Source organism: Streptomyces sp. NPDC091376 (genome assembly GCF_044757085.1).
GTDB classification, from domain to species: domain Bacteria; phylum Actinomycetota; class Actinomycetes; order Streptomycetales; family Streptomycetaceae; genus Streptomyces; species Streptomyces pratisoli.
This window is the reverse complement of record NZ_JBIVUF010000003.1, coordinates 121262-137259: the sequence shown is the minus strand read 5'-3', so window position 1 is coordinate 137259 and position 15998 is coordinate 121262. Positions and strand designations below refer to the sequence as shown.

At 70.2% G+C, this 15998-nt stretch carries 15 protein-coding genes; 14 read left to right on the top strand and 1 reads right to left on the bottom strand.

Going from position 1 to position 15998, the window contains the following annotated elements:
• Positions 1-2 precede the first annotated feature (2 nt).
• Entirely contained in the window at positions 3-434 is a 432-nt protein-coding gene (gene nusB, locus ACIQMR_RS08325) for a transcription antitermination factor NusB (protein WP_266375812.1), read from the top strand.
• 309 nt (positions 435-743) lie between these two features.
• Here the strand turns inward: nusB and bldD are convergent, their stop codons facing one another.
• On the bottom strand, positions 744-1244 hold the full coding sequence (gene bldD / locus ACIQMR_RS08320) for a transcriptional regulator BldD (RefSeq protein ID WP_017945577.1): 501 nt from the start codon (positions 1242-1244) through the stop codon (positions 744-746).
• A gap of 228 nt (positions 1245-1472) precedes the next feature.
• On the opposite strand from bldD, the gene pyrR reads away from it, so the two are divergent.
• The 13 genes from pyrR to metK all read left to right on the top strand — a co-directional run bounded on the left by pyrR (position 1473) and on the right by metK (position 15953).
• Positions 1473-2048 (top strand): bifunctional pyr operon transcriptional regulator/uracil phosphoribosyltransferase PyrR, encoded by a 576-nt coding sequence (gene pyrR, locus ACIQMR_RS08315; RefSeq protein WP_401384366.1) that lies wholly within the window; start codon positions 1473-1475, stop codon positions 2046-2048.
• An 85-nt stretch (positions 2049-2133) separates the two neighbouring features.
• Positions 2134-3120: an aspartate carbamoyltransferase catalytic subunit gene (locus ACIQMR_RS08310; protein WP_401384364.1), complete on the top strand. Its 987-nt coding sequence runs from the start codon at positions 2134-2136 to the stop codon at positions 3118-3120.
• Positions 3121-3122: 2 nt separating this feature from the next.
• Positions 3123-4409: a dihydroorotase gene (locus ACIQMR_RS08305; protein ID WP_401384362.1), complete on the top strand. Its 1287-nt coding sequence runs from the start codon at positions 3123-3125 to the stop codon at positions 4407-4409.
• Positions 4406-4984, top strand: coding sequence for a hypothetical protein (locus tag ACIQMR_RS08300; protein ID WP_401384360.1), 579 nt, complete (start codon positions 4406-4408; stop codon positions 4982-4984). Before ACIQMR_RS08305 ends, ACIQMR_RS08300 begins: the two co-directional genes overlap by 4 nt.
• Complete coding sequence (gene carA, locus ACIQMR_RS08295; protein ID WP_401384358.1) at positions 4981-6135, top strand: glutamine-hydrolyzing carbamoyl-phosphate synthase small subunit; 1155 nt, start codon at positions 4981-4983, stop codon at positions 6133-6135. The genes ACIQMR_RS08300 and carA overlap by 4 nt, the downstream gene beginning before the upstream one ends.
• Entirely contained in the window at positions 6128-9436 is a 3309-nt protein-coding gene (carB, locus tag ACIQMR_RS08290) for a carbamoyl-phosphate synthase large subunit (RefSeq protein WP_401384356.1), read from the top strand. Before carA ends, carB begins: the two co-directional genes overlap by 8 nt.
• Before the next feature lie 55 nt (positions 9437-9491).
• Positions 9492-10604: a quinone-dependent dihydroorotate dehydrogenase gene (locus ACIQMR_RS08285; protein ID WP_401384355.1), complete on the top strand. Its 1113-nt coding sequence runs from the start codon at positions 9492-9494 to the stop codon at positions 10602-10604.
• Positions 10601-11452, top strand: a complete 852-nt coding sequence (pyrF, locus tag ACIQMR_RS08280; RefSeq protein WP_401384353.1) for an orotidine-5'-phosphate decarboxylase — start codon at positions 10601-10603, stop codon at positions 11450-11452. The genes ACIQMR_RS08285 and pyrF overlap by 4 nt, the downstream gene beginning before the upstream one ends.
• 315 nt (positions 11453-11767) lie before the next feature.
• Positions 11768-12091 carry an integration host factor gene (locus ACIQMR_RS08275; protein ID WP_093658266.1) on the top strand — a complete coding sequence of 108 codons (324 nt, stop codon included), beginning with the start codon at positions 11768-11770 and terminating at the stop codon, positions 12089-12091.
• Between the two features lie 38 nt (positions 12092-12129).
• Positions 12130-12693 carry a guanylate kinase gene (gmk, locus tag ACIQMR_RS08270; protein ID WP_266375823.1) on the top strand — a complete coding sequence of 188 codons (564 nt, stop codon included), beginning with the start codon at positions 12130-12132 and terminating at the stop codon, positions 12691-12693.
• A 41-nt stretch (positions 12694-12734) separates the two neighbouring features.
• A complete protein-coding gene (gene rpoZ, locus ACIQMR_RS08265; protein WP_005319902.1) occupies positions 12735-13007 on the top strand; it encodes a DNA-directed RNA polymerase subunit omega in 273 nt (90 codons plus the stop codon).
• A gap of 134 nt (positions 13008-13141) precedes the next feature.
• Positions 13142-14344 (top strand): bifunctional phosphopantothenoylcysteine decarboxylase/phosphopantothenate--cysteine ligase CoaBC, encoded by a 1203-nt coding sequence (gene coaBC, locus ACIQMR_RS08260; protein ID WP_401384350.1) that lies wholly within the window; start codon positions 13142-13144, stop codon positions 14342-14344.
• A 400-nt stretch (positions 14345-14744) separates the two neighbouring features.
• Positions 14745-15953: a methionine adenosyltransferase gene (gene metK, locus ACIQMR_RS08255; RefSeq protein WP_266375826.1), complete on the top strand. Its 1209-nt coding sequence runs from the start codon at positions 14745-14747 to the stop codon at positions 15951-15953.
• The last annotated feature ends 45 nt before the right edge of the window (positions 15954-15998 follow it).

The window sequence follows — 15998 nt, the reverse complement described above, 5'->3', positions numbered from 1 at the left end:
CCGTGGCTGCCCGCAACAAGGCCCGCAAGCGTGCCTTCCAGATCCTCTTCGAGGCCGACCAGCGCGGGGCTTCCGTGCAGGAAGTCCTCGCGGACTGGATCCGGCACTCGCGGTCCGACGACCGTCAGCCGCCGGTCAACGAGTACACGATGGAGCTGGTCGAGGGGTACGCGGAGCACGCGCGCCGCATCGACGAGCTCATCGCCACCTACGCGGTCGGCTGGACGCTCGACCGGATGCCCGTCGTCGACCGCAACATCCTGCGGCTCGGCGCGTACGAGCTGGTGTGGGTGGACGAGACCCCCGACGCGGTGGTGATCGACGAGGCGGTGCAGCTCGCCAAGGAGTTCTCCACGGACGACTCGCCGTCCTTCGTGAACGGCCTGCTGGGCCGCTTCAAGGACCTGAAGCCGAGCCTCCGCCGCGACGCGTAGGCCTCGGGCCGAGCCGAGCCACGAAGGCCCGCAGCACTCCGTGCTGCGGGCCTTCGGCCGTTTCCCGGCCCTGGCCGGGGCAGAGCGCACCCTCGCGCGGCACCAGACCCCGGCAGGAATCACCGCGTGGGGCACGGCGCGGCCACGGCGTGGGGCGTCGCCCCGGCACGAATCACCGCGCGGGGCGTTGCCCCGGGCGACGCCACGAGGACGGCAGCGTCCGCGCCGCGGCGTTGCCCGAACGCACGACGGGCCGGCAGGAAGCACTGCTCCCCCCCGGCCCGGCGGCACGTTTCTGCAGGTGTGGCGTCAGCCTTCTTCATGTGCGACGGCGCGCCGCGCATCCGCATCCAGCACACCCCAGCTGATCAGCTGCTCGGTCAGCACCGAGGGCGACTGGTCGTAGATGACGGCGAGCGTGCGCAGGTCGTCCTGGCGGATCGAGAGCACCTTGCCGTTGTAGTCACCGCGCTGGCTCTGGATCGTCGCCGCGTAACGCTGCAGCGGGCCGGCCTTCTCGGCGGGGACATGGGCGAGACGCTCCAGGTCCAGAACGAGCTTCGGCGGCGGCTCGGCCGCGCCGCCGGGCGTGGTGCCCGGAAGAAGCTCCTGCACCGGCACTCCGTAGAAGTCCGCAAGCTCGGCGAGACGCTGCACGGTCACCGCGCGGTCACCGCGCTCGTACGACCCGACGACGACGGCCTTCCAGCGGCCCTGGGACTTCTCCTCCACCCCGTGGAGCGAGAGCCCCTGCTGGGTACGGATGGCGCGGAGCTTGGCCCCGAGCTGTTTTGCGTATTCGCTGGACATATAGCTCCCCGGACGCTGTATCGCTGTATCAACGTGCGGCTCCGCCGCGCGGCTGGTCACTCACTGTGAGGTTACGCAGCGTTACTTGGCTGCGTCAAGCCGAATGGTCCGTACGACCCTCCCGAGGGGGATGACCAGCGGCGCCTCCCGGCCCTGGTACTGTTGACGGCGCAAATCCGACGTCCTTTAAGGTCCGTCCCGTGAGGCGGAGAAGGAGGTCCGTTTCTTATGGACACCATCAATTCCGATGTCGCTCGCCCCGTTCTCGAAGGCCCGGACATCGCGCGGGTGCTGACCCGCATCGCCCACGAGATCGTGGAGCGTGCCAAGGGCGCCGAGGACGTGGTGCTCCTCGGTATCCCGACACGCGGGGTCTATCTTGCCCGCCGTCTCGCCGACAAGCTCGCCGAGATCACCGGCCGCACCATCCCCGTCGGGTCCCTCGACATCACCATGTACCGCGATGACCTGCGGCTTCGTCCTGCCCGTGCCCTCGCACGCACGGACATCCCGGCCGAGGGCATCGACGGCCGTCTGGTCGTCCTCGTCGACGACGTGCTCTTCTCCGGCCGCACGATCCGCGCCGCCCTCGACGCGCTGAACGACATCGGCCGTCCGCGAGCCGTCCAGCTGGCGGTCCTCGTCGACCGCGGCCACCGCGAACTGCCCATCCGAGCCGACTACGTCGGCAAGAACCTCCCGACGTCGCTGCGGGAGACGGTCAAGGTCCTGCTCGCCGAGGAGGACGGTCGCGACACCGTGCTGCTCGGGATGCAGGAGACCGCCCCGGCCGGCGAGCAGTAGCACTCCCGTACGGCCCCCTCCCGCCCTACGGGCCCGCCTGTGCGCCCGCATGCCCGCACACCTCCACACCCCGGAGCACACCCAGATGAAGCGTCACCTCATCTCGGCCGCCGACCTCACCCGCGACGACGCCGTTCTCATCCTCGACACCGCCGAGGAGATGGCCCGGGTCGCCGACCGGCCGATCAAGAAGCTGCCGACCCTGCGCGGCCGTACCGTCGTCAACCTCTTCTTCGAGGACTCGACCCGGACCCGGATCTCCTTCGAGGCGGCCGCCAAGCGGCTCTCCGCCGACGTGATCAACTTCTCCGCCAAGGGCTCCTCGGTCTCCAAGGGCGAGTCCCTGAAGGACACCGCGCTGACCCTGGAAGCGATGGGCGCGGACGCCGTCGTCATCCGCCACCACGCCTCCGGCGCCCCCTACCGCCTCGCCAACTCCGGCTGGATCGACGGAGCCGTCGTCAACGCCGGCGACGGCACCCACGAGCACCCCACCCAGGCGCTGCTGGACGCCTTCACCCTGCGGCGCCGCCTCGTCGGCAGGGACGAGGGCCTGGGGCGTGACCTGGACGGCCGCCGCATCACGATCGTCGGCGACATCCTGCACAGCCGCGTCGCCCGCTCCAACGTCCATCTGCTGACCACGCTCGGTGCCCATGTCACGCTCGTCGCCCCGCCCACCCTGGTGCCGGTCGGCGTCGGGGCCTGGCCGTGCGAGGTCAGCTACGACCTCGACGACGTGCTGCCGAAGTCCGACGCCGTGATGATGCTGCGTGTGCAGCGCGAGCGGATGAACGCCGCCTTCTTCCCGACCGAGCGCGAGTACTCACGCCGCTACGGCCTGGACGGCGACCGGATGGCCCGGATGCCCGAGCACGCGGTCGTGATGCACCCCGGCCCGATGAACCGCGGCATGGAGATCACCGCCGAGGTCGCCGACTCCGACCGCTGCACCGCGATCGAGCAGGTCGCCAACGGTGTGTCGATCCGCATGGCCGTCCTGTACCTGCTGCTGGGCGGAGCCGAACCCGCCCCTGCCGCCACCAACGCCCGTACCGAGGAGAGCAAGTAACGATGAGCAAGATCCTGATTCGTGGCGCGAAGGTGCTCGGTGGCGAGGCGCAGGACGTCCTGATCGAGGGCGAGACCATCGCCCGGGTCGGCACGGGCCTGGAGGCCGACGGTGCCCAGGTGGTCGAGGCCGAGGGCCGGATCCTGCTGCCCGGCCTGGTCGATCTGCACACCCACCTCCGCGAGCCGGGCCGTGAGGACTCCGAGACCGTCCTCACCGGCACCCGCGCCGCCGCGAGCGGCGGCTACACGGCCGTGTTCGCCATGGCCAACACCTTCCCCGTCGCGGACACCGCCGGCGTCGTCGAGCAGGTGTGGCGGCTCGGCAAGGAGCACGGCTACTGCGACGTCCAGCCCATCGGCGCCGTCACCGTCGGCCTGGAAGGCAAGAAGCTCGCCGAGCTGGGCGCCATGCACGACTCCGCCGCCGGCGTCACCGTCTTCTCCGACGACGGCAAGTGCGTCGACGACGCCGTGATCATGCGCCGCGCGCTGGAGTACGTGAAGGCCTTCGGCGGCGTCGTCGCCCAGCACGCGCAGGAGCCCCGCCTCACCGAGGGCGCCCAGATGAACGAGGGCGTCGTCTCCGCCGAGCTGGGCCTCGGCGGCTGGCCGGCCGTCGCCGAGGAGTCGGTGATCGCCCGCGACGTCCTCCTGGCCGAGCACGTCGGCTCCCGCGTCCACATCTGCCACCTCTCCACCGCCGGTTCCGTCGAGATCGTCCGCTGGGCCAAGTCCCGCGGCATCGACGTCACCGCCGAGGTCACCCCGCACCACCTCCTCCTCACCGACGAGCTGGTCCGTACGTACAACCCGGTCTACAAGGTCAACCCGCCGCTGCGCACCGAGCGCGACGTCATGGCGCTGCGCGAGGCCCTCGCCGACGGCACGATCGACATCGTCGCCACCGACCACGCTCCTCACCCGCACGAGGACAAGGACTGCGAGTGGGCCGCCGCGGCCATGGGCATGGTCGGCCTGGAGACCGCGCTGTCCGTCGTCCAGCACACGATGGTCGAGACCGGCCTGCTGACCTGGGAAGGCGTGGCCGACCGGATGTCGTTCACGCCGGCCCGCATCGGCGCCGCGGACGGCCATGGACGGCCCGTCTCGGCTGGTGAGCCCGCCAACCTCACGCTGGTCGATCCGGCATACCGTGGAAACGTGGACCCCGCGGGCTTCGCCTCCCGCAGCCGCAACACGCCCTACGAGGGCCGCGAGCTGCCGGGTCGCGTCACCCACACCTTCCTGCGGGGCCGGGCGACGCTCATGGACGGGAAGCTGGCGTGACACCACTCATCATTCAGGCGGCCGAAGCGGCCGAGCGGAAGTCCGCGGAGGTCACCGACTGGGCCGCGCGCCTCGGCTGGGTCGCCGGGCTGCTGCTCTTCATCGCCCTCGTCTACTGGCTGATGCGCCAGGGCTGGAAGTGGCGCGGTGAGCTCCAGTCGGGTCTCCCCGAACTGCCCGTGGCGCCCGAGAACGCGGGTCAGGCGAAGCTGCGGCTCAGCGGCCGCTACCACGGCTCGACGACCGCCGGGCAGTGGCTCGACCGGATCGTCGCCCGGGGCCTGGGCAACCGCAGCCGCGCCGAGCTGACACTCACCGACGCCGGGATCGACGTCGTACGCCCCGGTGCCGCGGACTTCTTCATCCCGGCCGCGGCCCTGCGCGAGGCCCGCCTCGACAAGGGCATCGCCGGCAAGGTCCTCGCCGAGGGCGGACTGCTGATCGTCACCTGGGCGCACGGCGACACGCAGCTCGACTCCGGCTTCCGCTCCGACCACGCGGCCGAGCACGCCGCCTGGGTCGAAGCCGTCAACTCCATGATCACGACCGACACCACGGAAGGCGCCGCACGATGACGACCTCCACCAGGGGAACCCGCGTTCCCGCCGTACTCGTCCTGGAGGACGGCCGTGTCTTCCGCGGCCGCGCCTACGGGGCCGTGGGGGTGACCTTCGGCGAGGCCGTGTTCTCCACCGGCATGACCGGCTACCAGGAGACCCTCACCGACCCGTCGTACCACCGCCAGGTCGTCGTGATGACCGCCCCGCACGTCGGCAACACCGGCGTCAACGACGAGGACCCCGAGTCGCAGCGCATCTGGGTGTCCGGCTACGTCGTCCGCGACCCCGCCCGCGTCCCCTCCAACTGGCGCGCGCAGCGCTCCCTGGACGAGGAGCTCGACCGCCAGGGCGTCGTCGGCATCAGCGGCGTCGACACCCGCGCCCTCACCCGTCATCTGCGGGAGCGCGGCGCCATGCGCGTCGGCATCTTCTCCGGCAACGCGCTGCCCGACGAGGGCACGATGCTCGCCGAGGTGCGCCAGGCCCCCGAGATGAAGGGCGCGGACCTGTCCGCGGAGGTCGCCACCAAGGAGACGTACGTCGTCCCCGCGATCGGCGAGAAGAAGTTCACCGTCGCCGCCGTCGACCTCGGCATCAAGGGCATGACCCCGCACCGGATGGCCGAGCGCGGCATCGAGGTGCACGTCCTGCCCGCCACCGCCACCGCCGAGGACGTCTTCGCCGTCGGCCCCGACGGGGTGTTCTTCTCCAACGGCCCGGGCGACCCGGCCACCGCGGACCACGCCGTCTCCGTCATGCAGGCCGTCCTGGAGCGCAGGACGCCGCTGTTCGGCATCTGCTTCGGCAACCAGATCCTCGGCCGGGCGCTGGGCTTCGGCACGTACAAGCTCAAGTACGGCCACCGCGGCATCAACCAGCCCGTGCAGGACCGTACGACCGGCAAGGTCGAGGTCACCGCGCACAACCACGGCTTCGCCGTCGACGCCCCGCTCGACAAGGTCTCCGAGACCCCCTACGGCCGCGTCGAGGTCTCCCACGTCTGCCTCAACGACAACGTGGTGGAGGGCCTCCAGCTGCTCGACCAGCCGGCCTTCAGCGTCCAGTACCACCCCGAGGCGGCCGCGGGCCCGCACGACGCCGCGTACCTGTTCGACCGCTTCACGTCTTTGATGAGCACAGCACTGATGGAGGGCCAGCGTGCCTAAGCGCACCGATATCCAGTCCGTCCTGGTCATCGGCTCCGGCCCGATCGTCATCGGCCAGGCCGCCGAGTTCGACTACTCCGGCACCCAGGCCTGCCGGGTCCTCAAGTCCGAGGGCCTGCGCGTCATCCTGGTGAACTCCAACCCGGCGACGATCATGACCGACCCGGAGATCGCCGACGCCACGTACGTCGAGCCCATCACCCCCGAGTTCGTCGAGAAGATCATCGCCAAGGAGCGCCCCGACGCCCTCCTGCCCACCCTCGGCGGCCAGACCGCGCTCAACACCGCGATCGCCCTGCACGAGTCCGGCACCCTGGACGAGTACGGGGTCGAGCTCATCGGCGCCAACGTCGAGGCCATCAACAAGGGCGAGGACCGCGAGCTCTTCAAGGACGTCGTCGAGGCCGTCAACCGCAAGATCGGCCACGGCGAGTCCGCGCGCTCGGTCATCTGCCACACCATGGACGACGTCCTCAAGGGCGTCGACACCCTCGGCGGCTACCCCGTCGTCGTCCGGCCCTCCTTCACCATGGGCGGCGCGGGCTCCGGCTTCGCCCACGACGAGGACGAGCTGCGCCGCATCGCCGGCCAGGGCCTGACCCTGTCTCCCACCACCGAGGTGCTCCTGGAGGAGTCCATCCTCGGCTGGAAGGAGTACGAGCTGGAGCTGATGCGCGACAAGCACGACAACGTCGTGGTCGTCTGCTCCATCGAGAACTTCGACCCGATGGGCGTGCACACCGGTGACTCGATCACCGTCGCCCCGGCGATGACGCTGACCGACCGCGAGTACCAGATCCTGCGGGACATCGGCATCGCCGTCATCCGCGAGGTCGGCGTCGACACCGGCGGCTGCAACATCCAGTTCGCCGTCGACCCCGAGGACGGCCGGGTCATCGTCATCGAGATGAACCCGCGCGTGTCCCGGTCCTCCGCACTGGCGTCCAAGGCCACCGGCTTCCCGATCGCGAAGATCGCCGCCCGGCTCGCCGTCGGCTACACGCTGGACGAGATCCCCAACGACATCACGGAGAAGACGCCGGCGTCCTTCGAGCCGACGCTCGACTACGTGGTCGTCAAGGCGCCTCGCTTCGCCTTCGAGAAGTTCCCCTCCGCCGACGCCACCCTCACCACCACCATGAAGTCCGTGGGCGAGGCCATGGCCATCGGCCGCAACTTCACCGAGGCGCTGCAGAAGGCCCTGCGCTCCCTGGAGAAGAAGGGCAGCCAGTTCGAGTTCACCGGCGAGCCCGGCGACAAGGACGAACTGCTGCGTGAGTCGGTCCGCCCGACCGACGGCCGGATCAACACCGTCATGCAGGCCATCCGCGCCGGAGCCACCCAGAGCGAGGTCTTCGACGCCACGAAGATCGACCCCTGGTTCGTCGACCAGCTCTTCCTGATCAAGGAGATCGCCGACGAGCTGGCAGCCGCCGAGAAGCTCGACCCCGAACTCCTCGCCGACGCCAAGCGCCACGGCTTCTCCGACGCCCAGATCGCCGACATCCGGGGCCTGCGCGAAGACGTCGTCCGCGAGGTCCGGCACGCCCTCGGAATCCGCCCGGTCTACAAGACGGTCGACACCTGCGCCGCCGAGTTCGCCGCGAAGACCCCGTACTTCTACTCCTCCTACGACGAGGAGAGCGAGGTCGCGCCCCGCGAGAAGCCCGCGGTGATCATCCTGGGCTCGGGCCCGAACCGGATCGGCCAGGGCATCGAGTTCGACTACTCCTGCGTCCACGCCTCCTTCGCGCTCAGCGACGCGGGCTACGAGACCGTGATGGTCAACTGCAACCCGGAGACCGTCTCCACCGACTACGACACCTCCGACCGGCTGTACTTCGAGCCGCTCACCCTGGAGGACGTGCTGGAGATCGTCCACGCCGAGTCCCTCGCGGGCCCCGTCGCCGGTGTCGTCGTCCAGCTCGGCGGCCAGACCCCGCTCGGCCTGTCGCAGGCCCTCAAGGACAACGGCGTCCCGATCGTCGGCACCTCCCCGGAGGCGATCCACGCCGCCGAGGACCGCGGAGCCTTCGGCCGTGTCCTCGACGACGCCGGCCTCCCCGCGCCCAAGCACGGCACCGCCACCACCTTCACCGAGGCCAAGGCCATCGCCGACGAGATCGGCTACCCCGTCCTCGTACGCCCGTCGTACGTGCTCGGCGGCCGCGGCATGGAGATCGTGTACGACGAGACCCGGCTGCAGTCGTACATCTCGGAGTCCACCGAGATCAGCCCCGACCGGCCGGTCCTCGTCGACCGCTTCCTCGACGACGCCATCGAGATCGACGTCGACGCGCTCTACGACGGCACCGAGCTCTACCTCGGCGGCGTCATGGAGCACATCGAGGAGGCCGGTATCCACTCCGGCGACTCGGCCTGCGCCCTGCCCCCGATCACGCTCGGCGGCTTCGACATCAAGCGCCTGCGCGCCTCGACCGAGGCCATCGCCCGCGGGGTCGGCGTACGCGGACTGATCAACATCCAGTTCGCGATGGCCGGCGACATCCTCTACGTCCTGGAGGCCAACCCGCGCGCCTCCCGCACCGTCCCCTTCACCTCGAAGGCGACCGCCGTGCCGCTGGCCAAGGCCGCCGCCCGGATCTCGCTCGGCGCCACCGTCGCCGAACTGCGCGAGGAGGGACTGCTGCCCGCGAACGGCGACGGCGGCACGCTCCCGATGGACGCGCCGATCTCCGTCAAGGAGGCCGTGATGCCGTGGAGCCGCTTCCGCGACATCCACGGACGCGGCGTCGACACCGTCCTCGGCCCGGAGATGCGCTCCACCGGCGAGGTCATGGGCATCGACACCGTCTTCGGCACGGCGTACGCCAAGTCGCAGGCGGGCGCCTACGGACCGCTGCCCACCAAGGGGCGCGCCTTCTTCTCCGTCGCCAACCGCGACAAGCGCTCGATGATCTTCCCGGCCCGGGAACTCGTCGCGCACGGCTTCGAACTGCTCGCCACCTCCGGCACGGCCGAGGTGCTCAAGCGCAACGGCATCCACGCCACCATCGTGCGCAAGCAGTCCGAGGGCGAGGGCCCGGACGGCGAGAAGACCATCGTCCAGCTGATCCACGACGGCCAGGTCGACCTGATCGTCAACACCCCGTACGGCACCGGTGGCCGCCTCGACGGCTACGACATCCGCACGGCGGCCGTGGCGCGCGGCGTCCCGTGCCTGACGACGGTTCAGGCGCTCGCCGCCGCCGTCCAGGGCATCGACGCGCTCAACCTCGGCGGTGTGGGAGTCCGTTCACTCCAGGAACACGCGGAACATCTGATCGCGGCCCGCGACTGACAGCCCACAAGGGGGACACCGGAAACGGTGTCCCCCTCCTCATGAGGACACCGACATGTACAAGCTGTTCTTCAACCTGGTCTTCAAGCGGATGGACCCGGAGGCGGCCCACCACCTCGCCTTCCGCTGGATCCGCCTCGCGGTCCGCGTCCCCGTGCTGCGCACGTTCGTCGCCGCCGCCCTCGCCCCCCGCCACAAGGAACTGCGCACCGAGGCGCTCGGCCTGCGCATGCACGGCCCGTTCGGACTCGCGGCCGGCTTCGACAAGAACGCCGTCGCCATCGACGGCATGTCGATGCTCGGTTTCGACCACATCGAGATCGGTACCGTCACGGCGCAGCCCCAGCCGGGCAACCCCAGGAAGCGGCTCTTCCGCCTCGTTCCCGACCGGGCGCTGATCAACCGCATGGGCTTCAACAACGAGGGCTCCGCCGCCGTCGCCGCCCGCCTCGCCACCCGCCACGAGATCTTCCGCACGATCGTCGGCGTCAACATCGGCAAGACCAAGGTCGTCCCCGAGGAGGAGGCCGTCGGCGACTACGTGACCTCGACGGAGCGGCTCGCCCCGTACGCCGACTACCTCGTGGTCAACGTCAGCTCGCCGAACACGCCCGGCCTGCGGAACCTCCAGGCCACCGAGGCCCTGCGCCCGCTGCTCAGCGCCGTACGCGAGGCAGCCGACCGCACCGTCACCGAACGCCGCGTCCCGCTGCTCGTCAAGATCGCGCCGGATCTCGCCGACGAGGACGTCGACGCCGTCGCCGACCTGGCCGTCGAACTCGGCCTGGACGGGATCATCGCCACCAACACCACCATCGCCCGCGACGGCCTCGGCCTGACGTCCGGCCAGGAGCTGGTGAAGGAGACCGGCGGGCTGTCCGGCGCCCCCCTCAAGGAGCGCTCCCTGGAGGTGCTGCGCCGCCTGTACGCGCGCGTGGGGACCCGTATCACCCTCGTCGGCGTCGGCGGCATCGAGAACGCCGAGGACGCCTGGCAGCGCATCCTCGCCGGCGCCACGCTCGTCCAGGGCTACAGCGCCTTCGTCTACGAGGGCCCGTTCTACGCCCGTGCCGTCCACAAGGGCCTCGCCGCCCGCCTGGCCGCGAGCCCGTACGCCACCCTCGCCGAGGCCGTCGGCGCCGAGACCCGAAAGGCAGCAACCGCATGAGCCCCCTGGAGACCTCGGCACCCTTCGGTGCCCGACTGCGCCACGCCATGGACACGCGCGGGCCGCTGTGCGTCGGGATCGACCCGCACGCCTCGTTGCTGACCGCGTGGGGGCTGAACGACGACATCACCGGCCTGGAGCGCTTCACCCGTACGGTCGTCGAGGCGCTCGCCGACCGGGTCGCCGTCCTCAAGCCGCAGTCCGCGTTCTTCGAGCGCTTCGGCTCGCGCGGCATCGCGGTCCTGGAGAAGGCCGTCGAGGAGTCCAGGGCCGCCGGCGCCCTGGTCCTGATGGACGCCAAGCGCGGCGACATCGGCTCGACCATGGGCGCTTACGCCGAGGCGTACCTGCGCAAGGACTCGCCGCTGTTCTCGGACGCGGTCACGGTCTCGCCGTACCTCGGCTTCGGATCGCTGCGGCCGGCGCTGGACCAGGCCGTGATCAACGGCTGCGGGATCTTCGTCCTGGCCCTGACCTCCAACCCGGAGGGCGCCGAGGTCCAGCGCTCCACGGCGGCGGGCGGCGTGTCGCTCGCCCAGCTCATGCTGAACCACATGGCGGACGAGAACGCCGGAGCGGATCCGATGGGCTCGGTCGGCGCGGTCGTCGGTGCCACGCTCGGCGAGGCGGGCGTGGACCTGGACATCAACGGTCCGCTCCTCGCGCCCGGCATCGGCGCCCAGGGCGCGACCCCGGCCGATCTGCCGGGCGTCTTCGGCCCGGCCGTGCGCAACGTCGTCCCGAGCGTGAGCCGTGGCGTGCTGCGGCACGGTCCGGACGCCGCCGCGCTGCGGGAGGCGGCGGCACGGTTCAGTGACGAAGTGCGGGCGGCCGTCGACGGAGCGTAACGCCCCGGGCGGGCCTGTCGGGTCCGTACGACGGGTCCCACGGTCCGCCCGCCCGCTCGACCAGGAGGTCATGCGCGTCTCTCATGGGCGATTTCTTGACAGAAACCGGGTCGGTATGTCTGGAATATCCAAGTCGGCCGATGCTGACCAGGACTTTTCCGCTGTTCTCGCTGACTGGAGCGGTCTCGGCCGCTAGTCTCCGTCGAGAGCCAGCGATGCAACGACCAGTGCGTTGCTCGTTGCTCGCCTGGTGTGGGGCGACTAGGTTCCTCACCGGTCCGTATCCGACAGTTCGACATCCGAGGTGACGTAGGCGTGGCTCTTCCGCCCCTTACCCCTGAACAGCGCGCAGCCGCGCTCGAAAAGGCCGCCGCGGCTCGCCGGGAGCGGGCCGAGGTCAAGAATCGACTCAAGCACTCCGGCGCCTCCCTCCACGAGGTCATCAAGCAGGGCCAGGAGAACAACGTCATCGGCAAGATGAAGGTCTCCGCCCTGCTCGAGTCCCTCCCCGGCGTGGGCAAGGTCCGTGCCAAGCAGATCATGGAGCGACTCGGCATCTCCGAGAGCCGCCGTGTGCGGGGTCTCGGGTCCAACCAGATCGCGTCGCTCGAGCGCGAGTTCGGCGGCGGCGCCGCCTGACGTTCCCGGGCACTCCCGAGAACCTGGATAATCGCTGCATGGCAGCAGAGGTACGTCCGCGGCTGACCGTGCTCTCCGGCCCCTCCGGGGTCGGTAAGAGCACGGTCGTCGCCCATATGCGCAAGGTCCACCCCGAGGTATGGCTCTCGGTGTCGGCCACCACCCGTAAGCCGCGCCCAGGCGAGCGTCACGGCGTCCAGTATTTCTTCGTCGGCGACGACGAATTCGACAAGCTGATCGCCAACGGCGAGCTCCTGGAATGGGCAGAATTCGCGGGCAATCGCTACGGCACCCCGCGCCGTGCGGTACTGGAGCGCCTCGAGGCCGGCGAGCCGGTGCTTCTGGAGATCGATCTCCAGGGCGCCCGGCAGGTCAAGGAGTCGATGCCGGACTCCCAGCTGGTCTTCCTGGCCCCGCCGAGCTGGGACGAACTGGTCCGCCGGCTCACCGGCCGGGGAACCGAGTCTCCCGATGTGATCGAGCGCCGCCTCGAAGCGGCGAAGGTCGAACTGGCCGCGGAGGCCGAGTTCGACACCACCCTGGTCAACACCTCCGTCGAGGACGTGGCGCGCGAGCTGCTAGCCTTGATGGCAGTTGTCTGATCTTGTTCGATTTCCCAGAAGTTTCTTCGGAAGGCTAGAGCGTGTCCTCTTCCATCACCGCGCCCGAGGGCATCATCAACCCGCCGATCGACGAGCTCCTCGAGGCCACCGACTCGAAGTACAGCCTGGTCATCTACGCGGCCAAGCGCGCGCGCCAGATCAACGCGTACTACTCGCAGCTCGGTGAAGGCCTTCTCGAGTACGTCGGTCCGCTGGTGGACACCCACGTCCACGAGAAGCCGCTCTCGATCGCCCTGCGCGAGATCAACGCGGGTCTGCTGACCTCCGAGGCCATCGAGGGCCCGGCCCAGTAAGGCGCACGTTCGCTTCATCCCAGGCCCGGCGGTACGTCCGCCGGGCCTGTGGTGTGTCATAGAGGCGTACGAATCGTCATCCGCGGGTTCTCGTCATCGGCGGGTCGTCGTCATCAGTGGGAGCGGGAGACGCAGTGGAGAAGCCGAAGGTCGTTCTGGGTGTCAGCGGCGGCATCGCCGCCTACAAGGCGTGCGAGCTGCTGCGCCGGCTGACCGAGTCCGGGCACGAGGTCCGGGTCGTCCCCACCGCCTCCGCGCTCCATTTCGTCGGCGCCGCGACCTGGTCGGCGCTCTCGGGGCACCCGGTCTCCACGGAGGTCTGGTCCGACGTCCACGAGGTGCCGCACGTGCGCATCGGACAGGGCGCCGACCTCGTCGTGGTCGCGCCGGCCACCGCCGACATGCTGGCGAAGGCCGCCCACGGCATCGCCGACGACCTCCTCACCAACACGCTGCTCACCGCCCGGTGTCCCGTCGTCTTCGCGCCCGCCATGCACACCGAGATGTGGGAGCACCCCGCCACCCAGGAGAACGTGGCGACGCTGCGCCGCCGCGGCGCGGTCGTGATCGAGCCCGCGGTCGGCCGGCTCACCGGCGTCGACACCGGCAAGGGCCGGCTCCCCGAGCCCGGCGAGATCTTCGAGGCCTGCCGCAGGGTGCTGGCCCGTGGCGTCGCCGCTCCCGACCTCGTCGGCCGCCATGTCGTGGTCAGTGCCGGCGGCACCCGTGAGCCGCTCGACCCCGTCCGCTACCTGGGCAACCGCTCCTCCGGCAAGCAGGGCTACGCGCTGGCGCGTACCGCCGCGGCCCGGGGCGCCCGGGTGACGCTGATCGAGGCCAACACGGGCATGGCCGACCCGGCGGGCGTGGACGTCGTCCACGTCGGCACCGCCGTACAACTGCGTGAGGCCGTGCTCAAGGCGGCCGCCGACGCCGACGCGGTGGTGATGGCGGCGGCCGTCGCCGACTTCCGCCCCGCGGTGTACGCCGAAGGAAAGATCAAGAAGAAGGACGGCCAGGAGCCCGCACCGATCACGCTGGTGCGCAACCCCGACATCCTCGCCGAGATCTCCGCCGACCGCGCCCGGCCGGGGCAGATCGTCGTCGGTTTCGCCGCCGAGACCGACGACGTTCTCGTCAACGGCCGCGAGAAACTGCGGCGCAAGGGCTGTGACCTGCTGGTCGTCAACGAGGTGGGGGAGCGCAAGACCTTCGGGTCCGAGACCAACGAAGCCGTGGTCCTGGCGGCGGACGGCGGCGAGACGCCCGTCCCGTACGGGCCGAAGGAAGGCCTTGCGGACACGGTGTGGGACCTGGTGGCGCCGCGCCTGGCGTGACGAACGGCCGGGTCCGGCGTGACCTGCCACCCTGTCCGGAGCGACCTACCACCGCGTGATGTGACGTACCACCGGGTGGTGTGACGTACCACTCAAATCGAGCGGCCCTCGTGCGGCTGATGGGGAGACACGCGCGCAGATGGGTGAATCCGGGATGAATTTCTCAACCCCGCCGTCGGTACCGCCAAATGCGTCGAAACCCGTCCGTCCGGCCGTGTGCGCGGGCCGATCACCGAGCTGATTCGGACGAATCCCGTGCTGTTTGGCTCCCACGTGGCGAGACGCGGGGTCCGGTCGGCGGAAGGTCCCGATAAACTGTCCCTCGGAACGACGCGGGGCGCAGCCCCCCGGCCGGTCCGCCAATGATCAGCCAGCAGCCGCTGCAACCCCAGGGAGCGTTGTGTCCCGTCGCCTGTTCACCTCGGAGTCCGTCACCGAGGGTCACCCCGACAAGATTGCTGACCAGATCAGCGACACCATTCTCGACGCACTGCTGCGCGAGGACCCCTCGTCCCGCGTCGCCGTGGAGACCTTGATCACCACCGGTCTGGTGCACGTGGCCGGCGAGGTGACCACCAAGGCGTGGGCCGACATCCCCACCCTGGTGCGCAACAAGGTCCTCGAGATCGGCTACGACTCCTCGAAGAAGGGCTTCGACGGCGCCTCCTGCGGCGTCTCGGTGTCCATCGGCTCCCAGTCCCCCGACATCGCGCAGGGCGTCGACACGGCGTACGAGAGCCGTGTCGAGGGTGACGACGACGAGCTCGACAAGCAGGGCGCCGGCGACCAGGGCCTGATGTTCGGGTACGCGTGCGACGAGACGCCCGAGCTGATGCCGCTGCCGATCTACCTGGCGCACCGGCTCTCCCGCCGCCTCTCCGAGGTGCGCAAGAACGGGACCATCCCCTACCTGCGCCCTGACGGCAAGACCCAGGTCACCATCGAGTACGACGGCGACAAGGCCGTCCGCCTCGACACGGTCGTGGTCTCCTCGCAGCACGCCTCCGACATCGACCTGGACTCGCTCCTCGCGCCCGACATCCGTGAGTTCGTCGTCGAGCACGTGCTGAAGCAGCTCGTCGAGGACGGCATCAAGCTGGACACCGACGGCTACCGCCTGCTGGTCAACCCGACCGGCCGCTTCGAGATCGGCGGCCCGATGGGCGACGCCGGCCTCACCGGCCGCAAGATCATCATCGACACCTACGGCGGCATGGCCCGCCACGGTGGCGGCGCCTTCTCCGGCAAGGACCCGTCCAAGGTCGACCGCTCCGCCGCCTACGCGATGCGCTGGGTCGCCAAGAACGTCGTGGCCGCCGGCCTCGCCTCCCGCTGTGAGGTCCAGGTCGCGTACGCGATCGGCAAGGCCGAGCCCGTCGGCCTCTTCGTCGAGACCTTCGGCACAGCCGCTGTCGACGTCGACAAGATCGAGAACGCCATCGCGGAGGTCTTCGACCTCCGCCCGGCCGCGATCATCCGCGACCTCGACCTGCTCCGCCCGATCTACGCCCAGACCGCGGCCTACGGCCACTTCGGGCGTGAGCTGCCGGACTTCACCTGGGAGCGCACGGACCGCGTGGACGCGCTGCGCGCGGCGGCGGGTCTGTAAGCCACAGAGAGCTGAGCGAGAGCCCCGGACCGGGTCGGTCCGGGG

Coding starts and splice junctions, on each gene's coding strand:
- ACIQMR_RS08285 (WP_401384355.1), top strand. CDS start 9,492: ATGTACAAGCTGTTCTTCAACCTGGTCTTCAAGCGGATGGACCCGGAG.
- ACIQMR_RS08305 (WP_401384362.1), top strand. CDS start 3,123: ATGAGCAAGATCCTGATTCGTGGCGCGAAGGTGCTCGGTGGCGAGGCG.
- bldD (WP_017945577.1), bottom strand. CDS start 1,244: ATGTCCAGCGAATACGCAAAACAGCTCGGGGCCAAGCTCCGCGCCATC.
- carA (WP_401384358.1), top strand. CDS start 4,981: ATGACGACCTCCACCAGGGGAACCCGCGTTCCCGCCGTACTCGTCCTG.
- pyrR (WP_401384366.1), top strand. CDS start 1,473: ATGGACACCATCAATTCCGATGTCGCTCGCCCCGTTCTCGAAGGCCCG.
- gmk (WP_266375823.1), top strand. CDS start 12,130: ATGGCAGCAGAGGTACGTCCGCGGCTGACCGTGCTCTCCGGCCCCTCC.
- ACIQMR_RS08310 (WP_401384364.1), top strand. CDS start 2,134: ATGAAGCGTCACCTCATCTCGGCCGCCGACCTCACCCGCGACGACGCC.
- pyrF (WP_401384353.1), top strand. CDS start 10,601: ATGAGCCCCCTGGAGACCTCGGCACCCTTCGGTGCCCGACTGCGCCAC.